Consider the following 21,619-nt stretch of genomic DNA (forward strand, 5'->3'; position numbering starts at 1 on the left):
GCTTTAAGTGCTGTGATTGGCGGCTTCAGGGCGGCGCGGAACGGAGTTGAAGAAGACGTTTTTGGCTTCTGAGCGAAGTGACGGGAGTGCGAAGCACCGCGACCCACGCCACGCGCGGAGGCTTCTGGAAAGATCTACGAATGTAGTCCTCAAGTTGCAGCTGTGGAAAAAAAGCGCGGGATTCTCAAGGGTGTTCGCTTAGGAACATCCTTGAGGCGGTCTGCGCCGCCGCGCAGTAAGCAAAGCGCATGCCCTTGAACTTAAACTTGAACTTAAAGATTTTGACTCAAAAGATTTTAATCCCTTAAAACCTTGCCATAGATTCCAAATCTATACCCAAATCTATACCCAAAGCGCGTTTGGGCCGCCGCCCAAAAAAAGAAAGTGATTATGACTTCCGACTCATGATGAAGTATTCCGCTGAATCTTCCCGCCACCGCGGGCTCCCCGGATTTTCCCAGGGATTAATCAGGCCAACACCTGTCGCGGCAAAGCGAGCAAGGTCCGCCGTTGCGAGTCGTGCCTGATGCTGCTGGCAAATAGCGACGTTCTGCAATTCGGTCTGATTTAAAGGCGTGGCAGACTGTGCGTTATCCGCTGAAAGTTGGGCATAAATCAGCGCGCTATGAGCATCGAAGGATAAGAGACGGCCAGCGAAATCGTGGTTCAGCATCTCGAGCAGTAGCGCGGAAACCTGAGATTTTTGCGGGCTCTCTGCCAGCGAAGCAACGCTGGCAAAAAGTTCGGCAACGGAAATGGCCGTAAGATACAGCTGCTGTGCATCTTGAGCATCGAGCCATTCCAGTAAATATTTGTGCGGCTTTGGCCGCACAATTTCCGCAATGATCGGTGTATCAAGCACGATCACTGCTTGTCATCCCGCTGACCAGACGCCGCGCCGCGCTGTGAAAGCGTTAACTCCACGCCTCCGCTTGGCGAAAATCGTTGCTGCAATCGGCTGCCAAGACCATAACTCGGCGGGCTGCCTTGTAGCGCCTGCCGAAGAATGACACGGGCTTCTTCTTCCATCGAATGCCCGTTTTTGGCCGCCGAGAGACGCAGCAAATCTTTCACCTCGTCATCGAGGTTGCGAATGGTCAGCGTCGCCATTACAGCTTAGGCCCGGCACTTTCCAGCGCAGCGCCGGTTTCAGTGTCGGTATACTTGCTGAAGTTTTCCACAAACAGCGTCGCCAGAGCTTCGGCTTTGGTCTGCCATTCGTCTGCACTCGGGTAGGTGGCGCGCGGATCAAGAATCTGCGTGTCTACGCCCGGCAGCGTTTGCGGCACGGCCAAATCGAAAATAGGCAGCTGCGTGGTAGGTTGATTATCGATTTCACCACTCAGGATCGAATCGATAATCGCGCGGGTATTTTTCAGCGAAATACGTTTGCCCGTGCCGTTCCAGCCGGTGTTAACCAGATAGGCTTTCGCGCCCGATGCTTTCATGCGTTTTTCCAGCACTTCTGCGTACTGCGTTGGGTGCAGAGTCAGGAACGCCGCGCCGAAACAGGCGGAGAAAGTTGGCGTAGGCTGCGTCACGCCGCGCTCGGTACCGGCCAGCTTGGCGGTAAAGCCAGACAGGAAGTAGTACTGAGTCTGCTCGTCGTTCAGGCAGGAAACCGGCGGCAATACGCCATAGGCGTCGGCCGTCAGGAAGATAACCTTGGTGGCGTGACCCGCTTTCGAAATCGGCTTGACGATATTATCGATGTGATAGATAGGGTAGGTTACACGGGTGTTTTCGGTTTTCGAACCGTCGTTGAAATCGATAATGCCGTCAGCGTTGACCGCGACGTTTTCAAGCAGCGCATCGCGACGGATAGCCCCGAAGATATCCGGCTCGGCTTCTTTGCTCAGATTAATGGTCTTTGCGTAGCAGCCGCCTTCGAAGTTAAACACGCCTTCGTCATCCCAGCCGTGCTCGTCGTCGCCGATGAGTTTGCGTTTAGGATCGGTTGAAAGCGTCGTTTTACCTGTACCCGACAGGCCGAAGAACACCGCCACGTCGCCTTCTTCGCCGACGTTGGCCGAGCAGTGCATGGAAGCAATGTCATTCAACGGCAGCAAATAGTTCATCACGGCGAACATGCCTTTCTTCATTTCGCCGCCGTACCAGGTGCCGCCAATCAGCTGCACATTTTCGGTCAGGTTAAATGCGATGAAGTTTTCGGAGTTCAGACCCTGCTCTTTCCAGTTTGGATTGGAGCATTTCGCACCGTTGAGCACCACGAAATCGGGTTTGAAATCAACCAGCTCTTCGTCAGTCGGGCGGATAAACATGTTTTTGACAAAGTGCGCCTGCCACGCCACTTCCGTGACGAAACGTACTTTAAGACGGGAGTTTTCGTTGGTGCCGCAGAAGGTATCGACCACAAACAAACGTTTGCCTGACAGCTGATCGCCGACCAGCTTTTTCAGCTCCAGCCAGGTTTCCTGACTCAGCGGTTTGTTGTCGTTTTTACCTTTGCCCTGATCTGACCACCACACGGTATCGCGGGTCGTGTCATCGCGGACGATATATTTATCTTTCGGCGAACGGCCGGTGAAAATACCGGTATCCACATTAATGGCGCCAAGCTCGGTCAACTGACCGCGTTCAAATCCTTCAAGGCCGGCAGCCTGCTCTTCTTGGTACAACAGGTCGTAACTCGGATTAGAAATAATTTCACTTGCCTGCGAGATCCCGTATTGGGCGAGCTCATTGGCTGAAAAAGGTGTGGTAGACATATCCCTGCTCCTTTATATACATCGTCTGTCTGCGCGATATTGTAGGGAGAACAATAGTCCTTTTACACGGCCGTAACCAAATAAATGAAGCTATTGGGACATTTTTGGTAGATTTGCGAAGTAGAGCACAACGTGATGTAACAGGAGCAGCTAATAAACTGCTCCTTTGCTGGATTTTTATGCGGGAAAAACTTAGTGGATGCTGTCGTTAGTGCTGTTTGCGCCCGAACGAATAGAGACCATGTCCATCGCATCGAAAATGTAATGACTGCCACAGTAGTCGCAGTGCATGTCAATTTCCTTATCTTCTTCAAGCATTTCCAGAATTTCTGCATCTGGCAGCGTCAGCAGGGCATCGGCACAGCGCTGGCGGGAACAGGTGCATTTGAAACTCACATCCTGCGGTTCGTACAGCGTCACTTCTTCCTGATGATACAAACGATAAAGCACTTCGTTTGCCGGCAGGGTAAACAGCTCTTCCGCTTTGATGGTGGTGGTCAGCTGCGCCAGATGGCTGAACTCGTCAGCATCGGTATCCTGTGCTGGCAGTACCTGCAACAGCATGCCGCCCGCCGCCGGTTGGCCTTCAGACTCGCCGGTACGGATGAAAATACGGGTCGGAAGCTGCTCGGAACGCATGAAGTAATCTTCCAGACATTCGGCCAGCGTTTCGCCTTCAAGACCGACAACGCCCTGATAACGCTCGCCTTCGCTTGGTGAAATAGTGATCACCATGTAGCCATTGCCGAGCATCTGTTTCAACGTGCTCTCTGGCGCGATGTCGCCTTGCAGACGCGCAACGCCGCGCATTTCCTGCAGATTATTACCGTTAATCACGGCCAGTTTCAGCGGACCGTCGCCCTGAACCTGCACGGTGATATCGCCGTCAAATTTCAGCGTCGCGGTCAGCAGGCTGGTAGCAACCAGCATTTCGCCCAGCAGGTTACGCACTTCGGCCGGATAATCGTGGCCCGCTACGATCTGCTGAAAGGTTTCGCTCAGGGAAACCAGCTCGCCGCGCACGGCATGGTGAGTGAATAAGTAACGATGTAACTGATCTTTAGTAGTATTTGACATAATTTTTCCTGTTTAGCCTACTCGACACCTTTCAGCTCGACGCGCGCTGTTTTATTACGCGCCGCTGTCTTTATTCCGAGTCGCTGTATTTAAATTTTATCAGCGTGCGCCGCTCTTTCTTGTCGGGACGCCGATCGGGGTGTGGCATGGTCAGAGAATTCGTTTTGCGCGCCTGCGAGATTTTCTCCCGATTGGCGACGCTGGTTTCCGTTTCCTGATAAAGCAGCTGGGCCTGATCTGCGCTGCGTCGCTGGTCGGTAACATCCAGCACAATCACGGTTTTTTCGTCATTCCCCTGACGCAGCTTGATTTCGGCATTCACTTCAACCAGTTTGCTGGGTTTTCCGCGCTGACCGTTGTAATGAACCTTGCCGCCTTCAATCATCTCGCGAGCCAGCGCGCGGGTTTTATAGAAACGCGCTGCCCATAGCCATTTGTCGAGACGAACGGCGTTATCATCCTGTTGTGGTGCTTTTCCCTTCATGACTCCTCCCGTTTAAGGCAGGGACATCATCGGCTGAGGCCGCGCCGGTTAACCCAGAGGTAACAGACTGCGGTAGTCGCTGATTGAAGGATGGCCCTGAAATGACTTTGCCGCCATGGTGGAATCGGGGTTTTCTATCCCGAGACAGTAGCGGATCCCGTAGGTTTTCGCTGCGTCGAGAATCGGTTCGCCGTCGTCCACAAAAAGCGTTCTTGCCGGATCAAAACCCGTTTGCTGCTGTACGGCAGCCCACAGGCGCTGATCTTCTTTCGGATAACCAAATGTGTGGGTGGAAAGTAATAAATCAAGGTGCTGGTCTAAACCGGTGTGCTCGATTTTCACCGCCAGGCTATGCGGATGGGCGTTGGTCAGCAAAATAGTGCGTCGGCCGCTTTGACGTAACGCCTGTAAAAACGGGGTTGTGTCGTCGCGCAAACGGGCGTTGCTGCCACTCTCCGTGGTCATCCGATAGATATCCAGGTCGAGCTTTTTACTCCAATAGTCGAAGCAGTACCAGTTCATTGTGTGCTGTACCGCCAGATATTCCTGATGGATGTGCTGTCTCGCATCAGCCATCGGAATCTGCCGTTTTTCGCTGAGCGCCAGCGGCACCTGCTCAAGCCAGAAACGGCTATCAAACGCTAAATCCAGCAGCGTACCGTCCATGTCGAGCAGCACGGTATCAATCTTGTTCCAGTCGAGGTCCAGCGTCATACAATTATACTCGGTATTCGACGTTGCGATCAGTCGAGTGCGTGCGGTGTCGGGGTAATCAATGTCGGATTGAAACAGTTACCGTAATAAGCCAGAATTTTTTCCATTCGCAGCTTGTCATTGAGACGACGTTTAATCAACAGCACAAGGTTAACGATGAAGGTCGCGATGACGATGACCAGCAAAATCGTGGTGCCGAGATAACGCCACAGCGTGGAGATATCGGGCTCGCTATGCAGCGAAATATGCCGCGTGCCGTTGGCGTCGATACTGATATTGGTGATGATGCCCTGCGCCGAGAACTGGGTGTGCAGCAGCATTGATGAGAGATTTTGCAGCTGTTTCCACTGTTCGAGCGGGTTGTAAGCCAGCAGCGACACCGGCGGTTTGACTTCGGGCACCAGCTGCTTGCCTTCGTCATTGCTTATCAGGAAACCGCCCGGCGGCGGACTGTTAAGCGCCTCGGCGGCACGCAGCGTTTCGTGAGAATAGAAAGCGGTGGTCGCCGTATTGACCAGCTCGTTAAGCGAATCGGCACTTACCGGACGCAGTAACACGTTCATGCCTTTTAACGAACCGGACTTGGCGCGCTTGACCAGCGTGACCCAATTGTCAGCATTGCCGAGGTTCACCAGCGCGTTTTTCAATCTCACGCAGTCTTCGCTATTGCTGCACAGCGTTTCGGTTTTCAGCACAATGTCTGAAAAATCGTCCAGCAGGATCATACCGGATTTTTCAATCGCGGTCGCAAGCTGCGGATTGATGGTCTGCTCGACGCCGTTACTGCCCGGATGCAGCTGCGTGCGCACCGTCGCCAGCAAATCATCGGCGGCTTCGATGGTATCGGATTCGGGCATTGGGAGCGGGGCGGCTTCGTTCCAGTAAACCGCCGAACAGTCGAACGGCATAAACGGCGAGGCGTTGTTGGCGTTAAGGCGCGGAGGCACGTAACACATGCCGGAGCCTTGCACCTTCAGCGTATCGCCCACGCGCAGCGGCGTTTTTTCCAGCGCGGCCACGCTGTTTACCTGCGTGCTTTGCGCGCCCTGTAGCCAGGCAACGCTGAGTTTCAACGGCAGGCTCAGCGGCACGTAAGTCAGCATAACGATCAGTAACAGCAGAGAAGCGCAGGTAAAGATCAGATTCTTGCCCCAGCGCTGTAGCGGGAAATGTTTAACTTCATCATGCAGCGAAAGATAACGGCCCTGACGCACCACCTGACTGTTGAGATAGACATCGATGTCCGTCTTCTGGCCCAGTTCACGGCTGATAAACGGCTGCCAGTGAGGCGGATAAATCAGGTCAACCACGCCGAGCGAAATGTTGCTGATGTCGCCCTGCTTGGACTCACCAAACAGGCCCCAGCGTTTCGGCATGCCGCGCAGGCAGTGAATTTCTTTGCGATTACGGCCAAGCGTTTCCGACATCAGTCGCCAGCCAACCCACACGGCGAGCAGCGCGATAATCGCCAGCATCCACGGCAGAATCATCGGCGGACCGACCAGCGTAATGTACGCCAGCACCATGATAACCGACAGCGTCAATGCCTCGCGCAGCCCGCGTGTCTGGGTCAGCTGATGCTCTTCGCGGGTTTCATGGCGCACGTTGAGCAGCTCGACGTGATCGTTTTCTTCAGGGCGAATGTAGGCGTTTTCGGGCGGGGTGGTGATGACTGCCGAGGTCACCGACGCGCGGTCATAAATGTGGTCGACGAGCGAATGGCCGTTGAGCGAAATAACCAACGGGATCGTTTGCGTCTTGATCAGTTCAACGTGGTTTTCCTGCGCGATAAACTGTTCCCAAAACAGCGGCAGATGGATTTCCGTGGTTTCGAGGAAATAACGCCACTTGTTGGGATCATCGCTGGCAAGGCCGTAACGGGTAATGGCGCGAGTCACGGAATAGACGCTTTCACTTTTGGCGGTCAGCGCCAGCTTGTCGCGCTGCAAAATCATGTTGCTGCGATGCGTCAGCGGCGTTTGGCTGAGCGGGTCGTTTTGGCGGAAGTATTTTTCTACGGCGTCGCGCTCTTGCTGAGTCAGTTTGCGCTGATTGGGTTTTGAAAAATGCATGCTGGAGGAGGCTGAACGTCGGCGTCGCAACGCAAATCGCAGGCCAAAGCCTATGATCAGTAAAACTGCGCATAACAAAATCAGCGACTCGACGACTGTACTCATCCTATCCCCGTTCAGATTCAGATGTGTTGAGCCATCTGATTGAAAATTCTACACATAATAAAAATCTGAAATATAAAGTTCAAAATAGTTAGAACGTATCTTTTTATCAGGAAAAAGTTTTATTATTGTAATCAATGTATTGTCGGCATAAGCAAGCCGGTGCTTAGCACTCTAAATAATAACAATTTTTAACCTTAATTGGGTATCGGCATAATCCTATTTTGAAAGATGCAAACTTTTGTTATTGCCGGTCAGCCACGCGACGACGGCCAGATGGTACGCTAAAAAGCGTAAATTGGCAGTGATGAAGAAAGAATCGCGTTCAAAGATTGCGATTGGTGTGAGCATTAACGCATTATAGGAACACAAAATGTTCGGCAGGAATGGTTGGCTTTCGCGCGTGAAGAGAGCCAGGTTATTCGCAGCGAGGGGATAATATAATTGGGGACGATATGGATAAGCATCTGCAAAAACCTAAGATCCTGAAAGTTGAAACTGTAGCCCGCTCCCGTTTGTTCACCATCGAGTCTGTTGATTTGACGTTTAGCAACGGCGAACAGCGCGTGTATGAACGTATGCGCCCGTCCGATCGGGAAGCGGTAATGATCGTGCCCGTGATTGGCGACGACTTGCTGCTGATTCACGAGTACGCCGTCGGGATCGAAGGCTACGAGCTGGGCTTTCCGAAAGGTTTGATTGATCCGGGCGAAAGCGTGCTTGAAGCCGCCAATCGCGAGCTGATGGAAGAGGTGGGCTACGGCGCGCAGCATTTTGACGTGCTGGCGAAGCTGACCATGGCGCCGTCATATTTCTCGAGCCGGATGAATATCGTCATCGCCAAGGCGTTGTATCCACAGAGTTTAGTGGGTGACGAACCTGAACCGCTGCCGCAGACCCGCTGGCCGATTTCCCGCATGATGGAACTGTTGCAGCAGCCTGATTTCAACGAGGCAAGAAACGTCTCCGCGCTGTTTTTGGCCCACGACTTCCTGACGCGTCAGGCGCGATAAACGCCTTAAATTACCTAAGTTTTATAAATAGATGATTTTATAAAAAGAAAAAGCCGGGCTTAAGTTGATTCAGTCCGGCTTTTTTGTTGCCTGTTACAGGCGATTTATAACTATTTTAAAAACGCTTAGAACTATTTTAAAAGCGGTTAGAACTATTCTAAAAGCGGTTAGAACAGCTCTTTCGACTGGCCGTCAGTGCCCATCACCGCCGTGCCGACATCATGCACGGCGTGCTCGGTTGGCTGGGTGCCATCGATAAAGTACTCAGGACGACTGCCGCCCGACCCATCGGCCAGTTTGCCCGTGCGCTTATCAATGTTGACGGTCACAATACCTGGAGGCGGGCTGAGCATCTGTTCCGGCACGCCGTCGAGCGCGGCCTTCATGTAATCATCCCACGCTGGCTGGGCGCTTTTCGCGCCGCCTTCGTAACCGGAAAGCTGATCGTCAATCTCGCCAGAGGCCGACGTGCGCCCCAAATCGCGACGGTGATCGTCAAAGCCGATGTAAACCGAAGTCACGATACCCGGGCCGTAACCCGAGAACCACGCATCTTTCGAGCTGTTGGTAGTACCCGTTTTGCCGCCGATGTCATGACGTTTCAAGTCACGACCTGCGCGCCACGCGGTGCCCATCCAACCCGGTTCGCCGAAGACATTACTGTTCAGCGCGTCGTGGATCAGGAACGAAAGCTGCGTGCTGATAACGTGCGGCGCATATTCCGGATCGTTTTGTACCTGTCCCGGCGCGACCTGCTCAAGCTGCGGCTTCGGCACCGTGTCGGTTGTCGCTTCGTTCGATACCGCGACGTTTTCGACGTTGTCATCAGAGAGCACCGCCGTTTTCTGCGAGTTACCGTAAATCACCGGAATATCACAGGTTTCACAAGCAATACGCGGCTTGGCTTCAAAGACAGTTTTGCCGAAATCATCGGTAATCTTGGCGATAAAGTAAGGGTCAACCAGATAACCGCCGTTGGTCAACGCAGCGTATCCGCGCACCATCTGCATCGGCGTAAAGGAGGCCGAACCTAGCGCAAGTGACTCTGAATGCACAATATTTTCCGGCGGGAAGCCGAAACGCTGCAAATAGTCGGCGGCATAATCGACGCCCATCGCACGCATTGCACGCACCATCACCACGTTTTTCGACTGACCCAGACCCTGACGCAGGCGAATCGGCCCGTCGTAGGTCGCCGGTGAGTTTTTCGGACGCCATTCAGTACCAGCGCCAGCATCCCAACGGGTGATCGGCACGTCGTTGAGGATTGAGGCCAGCGTCAGCCCTTTGTCCATCGCGGCGGTGTAGAGGAACGGTTTAATGTTCGAACCGACCTGACGTAACGCCTGCGTCGCGCGGTTAAATTTACTCTGATTGAAGTCGAAACCGCCGACCAGCGCATCAACCGCGCCTGTCACGTTGTTCAGAGAAACGATGGCGGAGTTGACGTCAGGAACCTGCGCCAGCCACCAGTCGTTACCGACTTTACGCACCCAAATCTGCTGGCCCGGCTGCACGACGTCGCTGACTTTCTTCGGATTCGGACCCTGACTGGTGTCTGAACGGAAGGCGCGCGCCCAGCTCATGCCGCTAAACGGCATGCTGATGCTGTCGCCGTTGGCCATGGTCGCCGTCGCCTGCGCGTTGTCAATTTGCGTGACTACCGCAGGGAACAGCGGGCCGTAAACCGGCAGCGTTTTCAACGAGCTAACGATTTTCTTCTGGTCCCACGTCATCTCGCCGACTTTCCACAGCTGGTTCGATGGGCCACGGTAGCCGTGACGCATGTCGTAGGCGATCACGTTATTACGTAACGCGTCCTGCGCGGCCAGCTGGGTTTTACGGGTCACCGTGGTGTAAACCTTGTAACCGTCGTTATAGGCGTTGTCGCCGTAACGTTTCACCATCTCCTGACGCACCATTTCAGTCAGATACGGCGCAGAGAAGGCGATTTCCGGCGGGTGATAGTTGGCGACCAGCGGCTGCGCGCGGGCGTCGTCATACTGCGCCTGCGTGATGTAATTTTCGTTGAGCATACGCGCGAGTACGACGTTACGGCGCGCCAGAGCGCGGTCGTGCGAGTAAAGCGGGTTGAAAGTCGACGGCGCTTTCGGCAGGCCGGCAATCACGGCCATTTCGCTCAACGTCAGCTGATCGACGTTTTTACCGAAATAAACCTGCGCCGCAGAACCTACGCCATAGGCGCGATAACCCAGATAGATCTTGTTGAGATAAAGCTCAAGGATCTCGTCTTTGGTCATCAGCTGCTCGATGCGGATAGCGAGAAACGCCTCTTTTATCTTGCGCGTGAGCGTGCGCTCGGGACTCAGGAAGAAGTTTCGCGCCAACTGCTGAGTGATCGTACTGGCACCCTGCGTTGCACGACCCGAAAGCATGGCAACCGAAGCCGCACGGAAAATACCGACCGGGTCGATTCCGTGGTGCTCATAAAAACGGCTGTCTTCCGTCGCGATGAACGCGTGCACCAGCTCCGGCGGGATCTGGTCAAGCTTCAGAGGAATACGGCGCTTTTCACCGTACTGGGCGATTAATTCGCCGTCGGCGCTGTAAACCTGCATAGGGATTTGCAAGCGCACGTCTTTTAACGTCGCGACATCCGGCAACTGTGGTTCGATATATTTATAAAGGCCATATACCGAGGCGGCTCCCAGAACAATGCAACACACTACAAGGATCAATAAATACTTTACGAACTTCACCTGATATTTCCCATTCAATGACATTTGGGCAGTTTATAAACAGCCGCGCGCGCAGTACGGTAGTCGAAGGCAGAGTATAAAAGCAACCCTGCCGCAGAGATATGCCCAACGTTCCGTTGGCTCTCCTTTTACCGACAAGGAAGTGTAATACAATGCGACATTTAACGTGGCAAGTTGGCCTGGATATTCAAAACGGCTGCGCACGCGCTATCGGCGTTCAAAAGCGGCGCAGCGGTTGGCAGTTGCGCCATTGGTGGCAGCAGCCGTTGCCGCAGGAGGTCATGCGGCAGGGAATATTACATGAGACTGAACAATTAATCGTCATATTATCGCGCTGGCGGCGCTGTTTACCCCGCACAATTTCCCTTCGAATCTCTCTTCCGGCGCAGCGCATTATTCAGGTTCGTGTGCCAACGCCTGACAATCGTCTGCATGAACCTCATCGCGACGCCTTTATTCGCGCCAGTGCCGCCAAGCAGTTACCGCTGGCGGTTGAATCGTTGGCGCTCGACTATCGCTGCGAACCCAGTGACGACGGGCAGCTGATTGTCACGGCGGCGCGGCGGGAGGAGCTTGCGCAGTGGCAGCACTGTCTGGCGCAGGCGAAGTTAACGCCCGAGATTATCGAGCTGACGCCCTGTGCGATTCAAACCGCCGCGCGCGCCGCCAACCTACCCGCCGAGGCGTTATTGCTGCATCGTTTCGATAAACAGTGGCTGTGGACGGCGCCGCACGGCCTGCCTTTTCAATTCGGATTATTCGATGACGATGAGATGGGCGACCCTGCTGATTTTCAGAAAAAGCTGGCGACGCTTTATCGCGCGCACACGCTCTGTGATAACACGCTTTATTTCACCAGCGTTGATGATTTTCCAACCCCCGACGGCATGAAAAGCTGGTCACCGTTTAGCGCTTTTCAACAGATGTCACCGCCTTTACCTCTCAATCCGGGCGCTTTTGCGATTGCCGCCGGACTCGCCGTGCGCCCGGCGGACAGCTGATGCTGCGCGTCAATCTTCTGCCGTGGCGCGAGCGACTACGCGACAGACGCGCCCGATTTTGGCAGCGCTTTCTCCTGTTCGGCCTCGCAACAGGCGCCCTGATTCTGACCGCCGCCAGCCTGCTAAGCCAGCAGGCAATCCGTCGGCAGGAACAGGCAGTAGGCGCGTTAGGCGATTATCGCACCGCGCTGCAAGGCCAGCTGGAGAAGGTCAAAGCGCTGGAAAACGATTATCGCGAGGCCGAACGGCTGAATCTGCAAACGCGGCAGCGATTTAGCCGCAGCCTGCAATATGTCGGGCTGTTGCAGCAGCTTTCTCAGGTGATGCCGCAAGAGGTGTGGGCGACTCAGCTTAGCCAAAATGCGGCAGTGATGACTCTCGAGGGCAGAAGCACGCGCTATGAAGAAATTCTCACGCTGAGCCGCGCGTTACCTCATGACACGCTTTTCCCGCAGACTTTGCTGCGTGAAGTTAAGCAGCTTCCCGCCGAAGATCTCTCTTTTTCGCTAAACGCCACGCTGCAATCCGCAGAGGGCAAATAAGGCCACATCATGCGAACGGAATATCGCGACTTTGTACATCGACTGCTGCTGTTGACCGATAAACAGCTAGCGCTGCTGCTCGGAAGCCTGCTGCTGGTGCTCGCGGCGGCGGGTTACGGGTTTGACGTTCAGCCATTTTCACGCACCGCCGACGCGCTGGATATTCAGCTTGCAGCACAGCAAACGCATCTTTCGCAGCAGCAACGCGTGCTGTTACGCCAGCGTTCACGGGCCGAATGGCAGACGGCTATCGCGGCGATTGCGCCATCGCCCGCCGCCTTGCCATCGCTGCCGCAGCATATTCTTGCTCCGCTCAATGCCGCCGGAGGACGGCTGATTCAGTGGCTGCCCGCTAAAGACGCGGCACTTTCAGACGGTTTGCAGCAGCAGGGTACTTTTACACTTCAACTGCCTTATCTCGGGCTGGTCACGCTGTTGCAACAATTACTGACGCAATCCGCTACGCCCGTGGCCGTCGAGCAGCTTTCTATTAGCTTGGCTCGTGAAAATAGCTTGAATCGAGAAAATAGCTTGGCTCGTGAAAATAGCTCAGCGCGTGAAGGTGATTCGGCCGAGGCCACCGGCGCGCTGCTGAATGTCACTCTTAAGCTTGCAGCCTATCGCGGACAGATTGGCCACGAGCAAAAAGAGCAGGCCGTCAGGCAGTTTTCATTGCCCGTGCTGCGTGACCCGTTTTCGCCTCGGCGTCCGCTGCGTTGTTCCGCTCGCGACCGGGAGCCGGATTTCCCGCAGCTCGCGGGGATTATTGGTAACGCCAAACAGTTTACCGGCTGGCTGCTGATTTCTGCCGGTGAGTGGTTCAAGGCGCGGGCGGGCGAGGTGCTGCCACATCACGGCGGCCACATCGACGAGGTTACAGACACGCAGGTGCGGATCACCTTTACCCAGCCGCGCTGCGGCGAACAGCAGCAAATATTGACGCTGGCGGGGCAGGCGAGCCTGCAAGCAGTTCATGGAGAACAATATTCGGCAGGTCACGAAGGGCAATATTATGAAATCTAAATACCGCTTTAGGTTTGCGCTCGGCCTCCTTTTGCCCGCTTTTTTTCTGCCTCTTTCGGGTATGCAGGTGACTCAGGCCTTTGGCGCGACGACAGGCGCAAAAATAAGTAAAACGTCGCAGAAAAGTGAAAAACCCACGGCAGAACCTATCAGCCTCGAATTTTATGACGCGCCCGTGGCGTTGATTTTGCGCGCACTGGCCGATCACCAGCAGCTTAATCTGGTGCTCGGACCGGGCGTGGCGGGCAATCTGAGTGTGCGGATGAAAGCGATTCCGTGGCAGCAGGCGCTCGAGGTGGTGATGCGGATGGGAAAATTAACCAGCCAGAAGCAGGGCAGCGTGCTGATGATTTTTCCGGAATCCGAGCTGGCGGTGCAGCGACAGCAAAAGAGCGAGCAGGCTGAAAGGCAAAAGCAGGCGCGTCCGCTGATTGCTCTGACGATCGGCTTGAAACACGCCGACGCAGCCGCGGTGGCCGCACAGCTTAACGCGCAAAAAGGCACGCTGCTTTCACTGCGCGCGCTGGTCAGCGCCGATACGCGCACCAATCAGCTGTTGATTCGCGACGCCCGGCCGGAGCTGGACAACGCGCGGCGCTGGGTCGAGGCGATGGATTATCCGATTCAGCAGGTGCAGATTGCGGCGCACATCGTCACCATGAATCGCGACAGCCTGCGCGAGCTCGGCGTGCGTTGGGGGATCAACACTCCTGCCGTTGCCAGCAAGGCGCTGCAAGTGGGCGAGGTCAATATTGGTCATACTGTTGATAATCCGTTTATTAGCGCTGGCTTTACTCTGGCACGCATCGGCGAAAAAATGCTGAGCCTTGAACTGTCGGCGCTGGAGCAGAAAGACAGGGTCGAGATTATCGCCAGTCCGCGACTGATGACCGCCAATCTGCAAACCGCCAGCATCAAGCAGGGCACCGAAATTCCTTATCAGGTCTCGAGCGGGGCCAGCGGCGCGACGTCGATTGAATTCAAGGAGGCAGTGCTGGGCATGGAGGTCACGCCGAAAATTCTGCCCAACGGCGCTATCACGCTGGCTCTTCAGATTAGTCAGAATATGCCCGGACGAAAAATAAAGCAGGCCGAAGGCGAAGCGCTTTCTATCGACAAACAGGAGATAAAAACCCAGGTCACGGTAAAAGATGGCGAAACGCTGATATTGGGCGGGATTTTTCAGCAACAGGACATAAATACGGTGAATAAAGTGCCGGGATTAGGCAATCTTCCGTTGGTAGGTGGGCTGTTCAAACAACAATCTACGCATGACCAACGTCGCGAATTAGTGATTTTTATCACTCCAACGCTAATCAACAGCCAATAGTCGTCGAAACTTTGGGTATACTGTTGACTGAATTTGCACAAATGCGTTGAGCTTATGCAACTTTTTGTGTGGCGAAAGGCTTCTGAGTTTGACGCTGCCGCCGATTTAGCTTACAAGGGTTACCGAATTGAGCACCGAGATTTTTTTAATGCCGACGCGCCGATAAAAACGTATGGTTTCCCTCCTGCGGCGCGCGATGTAGTTAACATTCAGTTTAAGTAGTTAACATGCAGTTTATTCGGTTGCCAAACTACCAGGAGTGTTGAGATAATTTTTATCTGATCTCGCACTTACGCTCATGAGGTTTCAGTTTAGGTCCCGCCGCTAATTTGATTGGCGGGGCGGGTTATCATCAACGAATTGTCTTAGTAATACCGAAAAACATGGCAGAGAAACGCAATATCTTTCTGGTTGGGCCTATGGGTGCCGGCAAAAGCACTATTGGTCGACAGTTAGCTCAACAACTCAATATGGAGTTTTTTGACTCCGATCACGAAATTGAGCGACGTACCGGAGCTGATGTGGGCTGGGTATTTGATTTGGAAGGTGAGGATGGATTCCGCGATCGCGAAGAAAAAGTGATTAACGAACTCACCGAAAAACAAGGCATCGTTCTGGCAACTGGTGGCGGATCCGTGAAATCACGTGAAACCCGCAATCGCTTGTCAGCCCGCGGCGTCGTCGTTTATTTAGAAACTACAATCGAAAAGCAGCTGGCACGTACTCAACGTGACAAGAAACGTCCTTTGTTGCAGGTGAGCTCACCGCCACGCGAAGTGCTTGAAGCACTTGCGGCCGAGCGCAACCCGCTTTACGAAGAGATAGCGGATGTGACTATCCGTACTGATGATCAAAGCGCCAAAGTCGTTGCCAATCAAATCATTAACATGATTGAAAGCAACTAACTCTGGTATTCAACCACAGCCTGAGGGTGCAAATTTAGAAGGTCATTGAGCACGACATGGAGAGGATTACTGTAACGTTAGGGGAGCGTAGTTATCCCATTACGATTGCCGCCGGGTTGTTTAACGATCCGGCTTCTTTTATGCCTTTAAAGGCAGGTGATCAGGTCATGCTGGTAACAAACCAGACCTTGGCCCCTCTCTATCTGGACAACGTTCGTTCAGTGCTTGAGCAAGCAGGCGTTCGTGTTGATCAGGTGATTCTGCCTGATGGCGAACAGTACAAATCCCTGTCTGTTCTTAATGAGGTTTTCTCGGCGTTACTCGAAAAACCTCACGGTCGTGACACCACTCTCGTTGCATTGGGTGGCGGAGTTATCGGCGATTTGACCGGCTTCGCTGCGGCCAGCTATCAGCGTGGCGTGCGTTTTATTCAAGTGCCTACCACGTTGCTCTCTCAGGTTGATTCTTCCGTTGGCGGCAAGACTGGCGTCAACCATTCGCTAGGCAAAAACATGATTGGGGCGTTCTATCAACCTGCCTCGGTTGTGATTGATTTAGATTGCCTGCGCACTTTACCCGCCCGCGAGCTCGCTTCCGGTCTGGCTGAAGTGATCAAATACGGCATTATTCTTGATGCCGACTTCTTCGTTTGGCTCGAAAACAACATGGATGCTCTGCTGGCGCTTGATATGAGCGCGATGGCTTACTGCATTCGTCGTTGCTGCGAGCTGAAAGCCGAGGTGGTGGCCGCCGATGAACACGAACACGGCCTGCGCGCCTTGCTCAATCTCGGCCACACTTACGGACACGCTATCGAAGCGGGCATGGGTTACGGCAACTGGTTGCACGGTGAAGCCGTCGCTGCCGGAATCGTCATGGCCTGTCATACCGCGCACCGTCTGGGCCAGTTCAGCCTGGAAGATATCGCTCGTGTTAAATCTCTGCTGATTCGCGCAGGTTTGCCGGTCAGCGGCCCGCAAGAGATGGCCGCCGAAGATTATCTGCCGCACATGCTGCGCGATAAAAAGGTTCTGGCAGGCGAATTACGTCTGGTATTGCCGACGGCGGTAGGGCAGTCTGAAGTACGCAAAGGCGTGCCGCATGACATGGTATTAGCCTCTATCAGGGATTGCGAAACGCGGTAACCGGCGTTTTTATGCTCTATATAATAGGGCGATATTCCAGAGTAGTTGGCTATTACGTAGCAGTTGAATCATCGTTGACCCCGTTCGATACCGATCGGGGTATTTAGACGGGTTGGAGGATTTTAGATGGACGATTTACCACCGGAAGACGATCTTAAACCAGATACCAGCGATCGCCGCCCACCGCGTTCGCGCAGGCAGTCTGCACCGGCTCCAAAACTCGCGGTTTCCCGTCAGTATCTGATGATTGGTATCGGCATTATCGTGCTGCTATTGCTGATCCTCGGCATTGGCTCTGCGCTGAAATCCCCTTCTTCGAACACAGCTTCTGCGCCGTCTAACGGTCCAAAAGATATTAGTCTGTCAGGGAGTGCCGATTCAGGTGCTGCTACTGGCACGGCGGCCGATCCGGTGCAGGCGCCAAACGCCCAGACGCCAGCGACGGCAGGGCAAACCGACGCCAACAACGCGGCGACGCAACCTAAGAGCATCGGCCTGCCTGCGGTTTCTTCGACGCCAACCGACGCGCAACCGGCTGCCGATAACGGCCAGAAAGAGCGTGTCGACCTGCCAGGTGACATCAACGATGCCCTCACTCAGCAGCAAAATCAGGTTAACGATGCCACAGAAGGCCAAACTACCGCAGGCACGCAGTCTCTGACGTCGCTGCCAACCGGTCCGGCCACGTTGAACGGCAGCATTAAAGGTCGCGCACCTGCCAGCACGGCGGTTGCACCTGCGCCACGTTCGGCAACAAAAGCGCCGTCCGCCGAACATCGCAGCGCGTCACGCACTGAACACACCACGCCAGCCCGTACGCCTGTTGCCAAAGCGTCCGAGCCAGCGCGTAAACCTGAAGTCAGAAGAGAAGCCGAACGTTCCGCTTCTGCGCCTGCGAAAGCGGCCGTTGAATCAGGTAGCGCCGCCGCGCTGAAAACTGCACCGGGCAGTCATTACACCCTGCAACTCAGCGGCGCGTCGCAAGCTAACTCCTTGAATACCTTTGCGCGTCAGCAAGGCCTGAAAAACTATTACGTCTATCAAACCGCACGCGACGGCAAACCCTGGTTTGTTCTGGTCAGCGGCAACTATGCCTCTTCGGCAGAAGCCAAGCGCGCGATAGCCAGTTTACCGGCCGACGTGCAAGCGAAAAAACCGTGGGTCAAGCCTGTACACCAGGTACAGCAAGACCTGAAAAAATGAATCTGAGCTGTACGCGATGTGCTGTCTAAAACAGGGTACAATCCGCGGCTGTGAATTGTATAAGTAGCTAACTGACGGCATGAAGAAGAACCGCGCTTTTTTAAAATGGGCTGGTGGCAAGTATCCGCTGGTTGATGACATCAAACGTTATCTGCCAGTGGGCGATTGTTTGATTGAGCCTTTTGTCGGTGCGGGTTCGGTGTTTTTAAACACCGATTATGACGCCTATATTCTGGCCGACATCAACAGCGATCTCATCAACCTGTACAACATCGTTAAAACGCGTCACGAAGAGTTTATCCGTGACGCGCGAGAACTTTTTACTCCAGAATTCAATCAGTCAGAGCGATTCTATGAATTAAGGGCCGAATTCAACGCCTGCAAGGATATCTATCGTCGCTCGCTGCTCTTTTTATATCTGAATCGCCACTGCTACAACGGCCTCTGTCGCTATAACCTCAGCGGATCTTTTAACGTGCCCTTTGGTCGTTACAAGAAACCTTATTTCCCTGAGGACGAGCTCTATTGGTTCTCCGAAAAAGCACAAAATGCACAGTTTATCTGCGAGCATTACCAGCAAACTCTGGAGAAGGCGCAGCGCGGATCGGTAGTGTATTGCGATCCGCCTTATGTGCCGCTTTCGGCGACGGCCAATTTTACGGCCTACCACACCAACAGTTTTAGCCTCGCCGACCAGCAAAATCTGGCGCGCCTGGCCGAACAGTTGCTGGCAGATCAGCAGGTGCCGGTACTGATTTCGAATCACGACACTGAATTGACCCGGGACTGGTATTCCGCCGCCACGCTCCACGTAGTGACGGCGCGCAGGACTATCAGCAGCAACATATTGCAGCGCAGCAAGGTGACCGAGCTATTGGCTCTGTATCGTTAAGTCACTTTTCAACGTAGGAGAAGCAGATGAAAGATTTTTTGATTGCTCCATCCATTCTTGCGGCCGATTTTGCCCGCTTGGGCGAAGATACCGTGAAGGCTTTGGAGGCGGGTGGTGACGTCGTGCATTTCGATGTCATGGATAATCACTATGTGCCGAATCTGACTATCGGACCCAACGTCTGCCAGTCGTTGCACAAGTATCTGCAAGAGAAAGGGATCAACAAGCCAATCGACGTTCACCTGATGGTGACGCCGGTCGACAGCCTGATCCCGCAATTTGCCGACGCGGGCGCGACCTACATCACTTTCCATCCTGAAGCTTCCTTCCACGTTGATCGCACCTTGCAACTGATTAAAGAGCACGGTTGCAAGGCGGGGCTGGTGTTTACGCCTGCCACGCCGCTGAGCTATCTCGATTACGTGATGGACAAGCTCGACGTAATCCTGCTGATGTCGGTCAATCCGGGTTTTGGCGGTCAGTCGTTTATTCCGCACACGCTCGACAAGCTGCGTGAAGTGCGCAAGCGCATCGATGAAAGCGGCTACAACATTCGTCTGGAAATCGACGGCGGCGTGAAGGTCGATAATATCGGCGAAATCGCAGCGGCCGGTGCCGACATGTTTGTTGCCGGGTCGGCTATTTTTGGTCAGCCTGACTATCGCGCCGTGATCGACAAGATGCGCAGCGAGCTGGCAAAAGTTTCTCATCAGACTGCTCATGAATAACGACTTCGCGCCGCTCGGCGTAGCGTTTGACCTTGACGGCACGTTGGTCGACAGCGCGCCGGGTCTGGCCGAAGCGGTAGATCGCGCGTTGGTTGACGTCGGCCTGCCCGAGGCGGGCGTCGAGCGCGTCAGCACCTGGATTGGCAACGGCGCAGATGTCATGGTCGAACGCGCGGTGCGCTGGGCCGAAGGTTCTCTCGAGCCCAAGTTTCTGCAAAATGTGCGTCAGAAGTTTGATGGCTATTACGCGCAAACCGCCGCCGGTGGCAGCACGCTTTATCCGCAGGTGAAAGAAACGCTGACTGCGCTGGCGGCGGCGGGCATTCCGCTCGGCTTGATTACCAACAAACCGACGCCTTTCGTCGCGCCTTTGCTCACCTCGCTCGGCCTCGACGGACTCTTTTCGCAGATCATTGGTGGCGACGACGTCGTGCAGAAAAAACCGCACCCCGCGCCGCTTTATCTGCTGCTGGCTCACCTCGGCCTGCGCGCTAGCGAGCTGGTGTTTGTCGGCGATTCCCGCAACGATATTCAGGCGGCACAGGCTGCCGGTTGTCGCTGTGTTGGGATGACCTATGGTTATAATTACGGTGAAGCCATCGCGCTGAGTCAACCCGATCGGGTTCTTGAACGCTTTGCCGACCTTTTGCCCCTCTTCGGGCTATCCCCTTTAAAGGATCAGGAAGCATAAAAATGAGTAAACCCATCGTCTTTAGTGGCGCACAACCCTCTGGTGAATTGAGCATTGGTAACTACATGGGTGCTCTGCGTCAATGGGTTAAAATGCAGGATGATTATGACTGCATTTATTGCATCGTTGACCTGCACGCCATCACGGCACGTCAAGATCCTGCTCAATTACGCAAAGCGACCCTCGACACGCTGGCGCTTTATCTGGCCTGCGGTATCGATCCGGCAAAGAGCACTATTTTCGTTCAGTCCCACGTGCCAGAGCACTCCCAGCTGGGTTGGGCGCTGAACTGCTACACCTATTTCGGCGAGCTGAGCCGCATGACCCAGTTTAAAGACAAGTCTGCGCGCTACGCCGATAACATCAATGCGGGCCTGTTCGATTACCCTGTGCTGATGGCGGCCGACATTCTGCTGTACCAAACCAATCAGGTTCCGGTCGGCGAAGACCAGAAACAGCACTTGGAGCTGAGCCGTGATATCGCCGGTCGTTTCAATGCAATTTATGGCGACGTATTTAAAATTCCCGAGCCGTTTATTCCGAAATCCGGCGCGCGCGTGATGTCATTGCAGGATCCGACCAAGAAGATGTCCAAGTCGGACGACAACCGCAACAACGTGATCGGCCTGCTGGAAGACCCGAAATCGGTGACCAAAAAGATCAAGCGCGCCATGACCGACTCGGAAGAGCCGCCGGTTATCCGTTACGATCAGGCTGCAAAACCGGGCGTGTCGAACCTGCTGGATATTCTGTCGGGCGTGAACGGCAAAACTATCGCCGAGCTGGAAGCCGAGTTTGAAGGTCAGATGTATGGCCACCTGAAAGGTGCCGTCGCCGAAGCGGTAACCGGCATGCTGACCACCTTGCAGGAGCGTTTCAACACCTATCGCGCCGATGAAGAATATCTTCAGCAAGTGATGCGCGACGGCGCTGCGAAAGCCCGTGCTCGCGCGCAAGAGACGCTTAAACGTGTATACGAAGCTATCGGCTTCGTCGCAGCACCCTAAATCCGGCGTTCTTGGTGCTGTCTCTGCGTTAGCTTCACTTAGCCACCCGAATCACTGACCTGTGTCAGCTCATCGGGATGACGAAGCTTGCCGCCTTGATACAGCGCCAATTACTTGGATTTGTATTTGATCCGGCGTTCTTGGTGCTGTCTCTGCGTTAGCTGCACTTAGCCACCCGAATCACTGACCTGTGTCAGCTCATCGGGATGACGAAGCTTGCCGCCTTGATACAGCGCCAATT

Annotated in this window: 20 protein-coding genes; 12 read left to right on the forward strand and 8 right to left on the reverse strand. The window is 54.3% G+C overall.

The window, feature by feature from the left end; genetic code table 11:
- Positions 1-388: 388 nt before the first annotated feature.
- The 7 genes from SC206_RS09060 to SC206_RS09090 form a co-directional block, all read right to left on the reverse strand.
- Positions 389-862 (reverse strand): PIN domain-containing protein, encoded by a 474-nt coding sequence (locus SC206_RS09060; protein ID WP_332736340.1) that lies wholly within the window; start codon positions 860-862, stop codon positions 389-391.
- Between the two features lie 2 nt (positions 863-864).
- On the reverse strand, positions 865-1,110 hold the full coding sequence (locus tag SC206_RS09065; protein WP_332736342.1) for a FitA-like ribbon-helix-helix domain-containing protein: 246 nt from the start codon (positions 1,108-1,110) through the stop codon (positions 865-867).
- The gene (gene pckA / locus SC206_RS09070; RefSeq protein WP_332736344.1) at positions 1,110-2,729 is read right to left on the reverse strand and encodes a phosphoenolpyruvate carboxykinase (ATP); all 1,620 of its coding nucleotides are present in this window, start codon (positions 2,727-2,729) and stop codon (positions 1,110-1,112) included. The genes SC206_RS09065 and pckA overlap by 1 nt, the downstream gene beginning before the upstream one ends.
- A 192-nt stretch (positions 2,730-2,921) precedes the next feature.
- On the reverse strand, positions 2,922-3,806 hold the full coding sequence (gene hslO, locus SC206_RS09075; protein ID WP_332736346.1) for an Hsp33 family molecular chaperone HslO: 885 nt from the start codon (positions 3,804-3,806) through the stop codon (positions 2,922-2,924).
- A 70-nt stretch (positions 3,807-3,876) separates the two neighbouring features.
- On the reverse strand, positions 3,877-4,290 hold the full coding sequence (hslR, locus tag SC206_RS09080; protein WP_332736348.1) for a ribosome-associated heat shock protein Hsp15: 414 nt from the start codon (positions 4,288-4,290) through the stop codon (positions 3,877-3,879).
- Between the two features lie 48 nt (positions 4,291-4,338).
- Positions 4,339-5,004 (reverse strand): GMP/IMP nucleotidase, encoded by a 666-nt coding sequence (gene yrfG, locus SC206_RS09085; RefSeq protein WP_332736350.1) that lies wholly within the window; start codon positions 5,002-5,004, stop codon positions 4,339-4,341.
- A 29-nt stretch (positions 5,005-5,033) separates the two neighbouring features.
- A complete protein-coding gene (locus SC206_RS09090) occupies positions 5,034-7,181 on the reverse strand; it encodes an intracellular growth attenuator family protein (protein ID WP_332736352.1) in 2,148 nt (715 codons plus the stop codon).
- 452 nt (positions 7,182-7,633) lie between these two features.
- Here SC206_RS09090 and nudE point away from each other — a divergent pair, with 452 nt between their 5' ends.
- Positions 7,634-8,191, forward strand: coding sequence for an ADP compounds hydrolase NudE (gene nudE, locus SC206_RS09095; protein WP_332736354.1), 558 nt, complete (start codon positions 7,634-7,636; stop codon positions 8,189-8,191).
- Positions 8,192-8,358: 167 nt separating this feature from the next.
- Here the strand turns inward: nudE and mrcA are convergent, their stop codons facing one another.
- A complete protein-coding gene (mrcA, locus tag SC206_RS09100) occupies positions 8,359-10,911 on the reverse strand; it encodes a peptidoglycan glycosyltransferase/peptidoglycan DD-transpeptidase MrcA (protein ID WP_332736356.1) in 2,553 nt (850 codons plus the stop codon).
- 152 nt (positions 10,912-11,063) lie between these two features.
- On the opposite strand from mrcA, the gene pilM reads away from it, so the two are divergent.
- From pilM to trpS, 11 genes are all read left to right on the forward strand, one after another.
- Positions 11,064-11,912: a type IV pilus biogenesis protein PilM gene (pilM, locus tag SC206_RS09105; RefSeq protein WP_332736358.1), complete on the forward strand. Its 849-nt coding sequence runs from the start codon at positions 11,064-11,066 to the stop codon at positions 11,910-11,912.
- Positions 11,912-12,454 carry a PilN domain-containing protein gene (locus SC206_RS09110; RefSeq protein WP_332736360.1) on the forward strand — a complete coding sequence of 181 codons (543 nt, stop codon included), beginning with the start codon at positions 11,912-11,914 and terminating at the stop codon, positions 12,452-12,454. Before pilM ends, SC206_RS09110 begins: the two co-directional genes overlap by 1 nt.
- Before the next feature lie 9 nt (positions 12,455-12,463).
- A complete protein-coding gene (locus SC206_RS09115; protein ID WP_332736362.1) occupies positions 12,464-13,477 on the forward strand; it encodes a hypothetical protein in 1,014 nt (337 codons plus the stop codon).
- Positions 13,467-14,807, forward strand: a complete 1,341-nt coding sequence (gene hofQ, locus SC206_RS09120) for a DNA uptake porin HofQ (RefSeq protein WP_332736364.1) — start codon at positions 13,467-13,469, stop codon at positions 14,805-14,807. The genes SC206_RS09115 and hofQ overlap by 11 nt, the downstream gene beginning before the upstream one ends.
- A 383-nt stretch (positions 14,808-15,190) precedes the next feature.
- Positions 15,191-15,712, forward strand: coding sequence for a shikimate kinase AroK (aroK, locus tag SC206_RS09125; RefSeq protein WP_009635755.1), 522 nt, complete (start codon positions 15,191-15,193; stop codon positions 15,710-15,712).
- Positions 15,713-15,768: 56 nt separating this feature from the next.
- On the forward strand, positions 15,769-16,857 hold the full coding sequence (gene aroB, locus SC206_RS09130; protein WP_332736367.1) for a 3-dehydroquinate synthase: 1,089 nt from the start codon (positions 15,769-15,771) through the stop codon (positions 16,855-16,857).
- A 126-nt stretch (positions 16,858-16,983) separates the two neighbouring features.
- Entirely contained in the window at positions 16,984-18,060 is a 1,077-nt protein-coding gene (locus SC206_RS09135) for an SPOR domain-containing protein (protein ID WP_332736369.1), read from the forward strand.
- A gap of 79 nt (positions 18,061-18,139) precedes the next feature.
- Entirely contained in the window at positions 18,140-18,952 is an 813-nt protein-coding gene (gene dam, locus SC206_RS09140) for an adenine-specific DNA-methyltransferase (RefSeq protein WP_332736371.1), read from the forward strand.
- A 26-nt stretch (positions 18,953-18,978) separates the two neighbouring features.
- A complete protein-coding gene (rpe, locus tag SC206_RS09145) occupies positions 18,979-19,680 on the forward strand; it encodes a ribulose-phosphate 3-epimerase (RefSeq protein ID WP_332736373.1) in 702 nt (233 codons plus the stop codon).
- On the forward strand, positions 19,673-20,371 hold the full coding sequence (locus tag SC206_RS09150) for a phosphoglycolate phosphatase (RefSeq protein ID WP_332736375.1): 699 nt from the start codon (positions 19,673-19,675) through the stop codon (positions 20,369-20,371). Before rpe ends, SC206_RS09150 begins: the two co-directional genes overlap by 8 nt.
- A gap of 2 nt (positions 20,372-20,373) precedes the next feature.
- Positions 20,374-21,378, forward strand: a complete 1,005-nt coding sequence (trpS, locus tag SC206_RS09155; RefSeq protein ID WP_332736377.1) for a tryptophan--tRNA ligase — start codon at positions 20,374-20,376, stop codon at positions 21,376-21,378.
- Positions 21,379-21,619: the final 241 nt, after the last annotated feature.

This window comes from Rouxiella sp. T17 (assembly GCF_036663475.1).
In the GTDB taxonomy this organism is placed as follows: domain Bacteria; phylum Pseudomonadota; class Gammaproteobacteria; order Enterobacterales; family Enterobacteriaceae; genus Rouxiella.

What these genes read in the sequence shown, in the direction of transcription:
- SC206_RS09065 (WP_332736342.1), bottom strand. Translation starts at nt 1,110, where the DNA reads ATGGCGACGCTGACCATTCGCAACCTCGATGACGAGGTGAAAGATTTG.
- pckA (WP_332736344.1), bottom strand. Translation starts at nt 2,729, where the DNA reads ATGTCTACCACACCTTTTTCAGCCAATGAGCTCGCCCAATACGGGATC.
- hslO (WP_332736346.1), bottom strand. Translation starts at nt 3,806, where the DNA reads ATGTCAAATACTACTAAAGATCAGTTACATCGTTACTTATTCACTCAC.
- hslR (WP_332736348.1), bottom strand. Translation starts at nt 4,290, where the DNA reads ATGAAGGGAAAAGCACCACAACAGGATGATAACGCCGTTCGTCTCGAC.
- yrfG (WP_332736350.1), bottom strand. Translation starts at nt 5,004, where the DNA reads ATGACGCTGGACCTCGACTGGAACAAGATTGATACCGTGCTGCTCGAC.
- SC206_RS09090 (WP_332736352.1), bottom strand. Translation starts at nt 7,181, where the DNA reads ATGAGTACAGTCGTCGAGTCGCTGATTTTGTTATGCGCAGTTTTACTG.
- nudE (WP_332736354.1), top strand. Translation starts at nt 7,634, where the DNA reads ATGGATAAGCATCTGCAAAAACCTAAGATCCTGAAAGTTGAAACTGTA.
- pilM (WP_332736358.1), top strand. Translation starts at nt 11,064, where the DNA reads ATGCGACATTTAACGTGGCAAGTTGGCCTGGATATTCAAAACGGCTGC.
- SC206_RS09110 (WP_332736360.1), top strand. Translation starts at nt 11,912, where the DNA reads ATGCTGCGCGTCAATCTTCTGCCGTGGCGCGAGCGACTACGCGACAGA.
- SC206_RS09115 (WP_332736362.1), top strand. Translation starts at nt 12,464, where the DNA reads ATGCGAACGGAATATCGCGACTTTGTACATCGACTGCTGCTGTTGACC.
- hofQ (WP_332736364.1), top strand. Translation starts at nt 13,467, where the DNA reads ATGAAATCTAAATACCGCTTTAGGTTTGCGCTCGGCCTCCTTTTGCCC.
- aroK (WP_009635755.1), top strand. Translation starts at nt 15,191, where the DNA reads ATGGCAGAGAAACGCAATATCTTTCTGGTTGGGCCTATGGGTGCCGGC.
- aroB (WP_332736367.1), top strand. Translation starts at nt 15,769, where the DNA reads ATGGAGAGGATTACTGTAACGTTAGGGGAGCGTAGTTATCCCATTACG.
- SC206_RS09135 (WP_332736369.1), top strand. Translation starts at nt 16,984, where the DNA reads ATGGACGATTTACCACCGGAAGACGATCTTAAACCAGATACCAGCGAT.
- dam (WP_332736371.1), top strand. Translation starts at nt 18,140, where the DNA reads ATGAAGAAGAACCGCGCTTTTTTAAAATGGGCTGGTGGCAAGTATCCG.
- rpe (WP_332736373.1), top strand. Translation starts at nt 18,979, where the DNA reads ATGAAAGATTTTTTGATTGCTCCATCCATTCTTGCGGCCGATTTTGCC.
- SC206_RS09150 (WP_332736375.1), top strand. Translation starts at nt 19,673, where the DNA reads ATGAATAACGACTTCGCGCCGCTCGGCGTAGCGTTTGACCTTGACGGC.
- trpS (WP_332736377.1), top strand. Translation starts at nt 20,374, where the DNA reads ATGAGTAAACCCATCGTCTTTAGTGGCGCACAACCCTCTGGTGAATTG.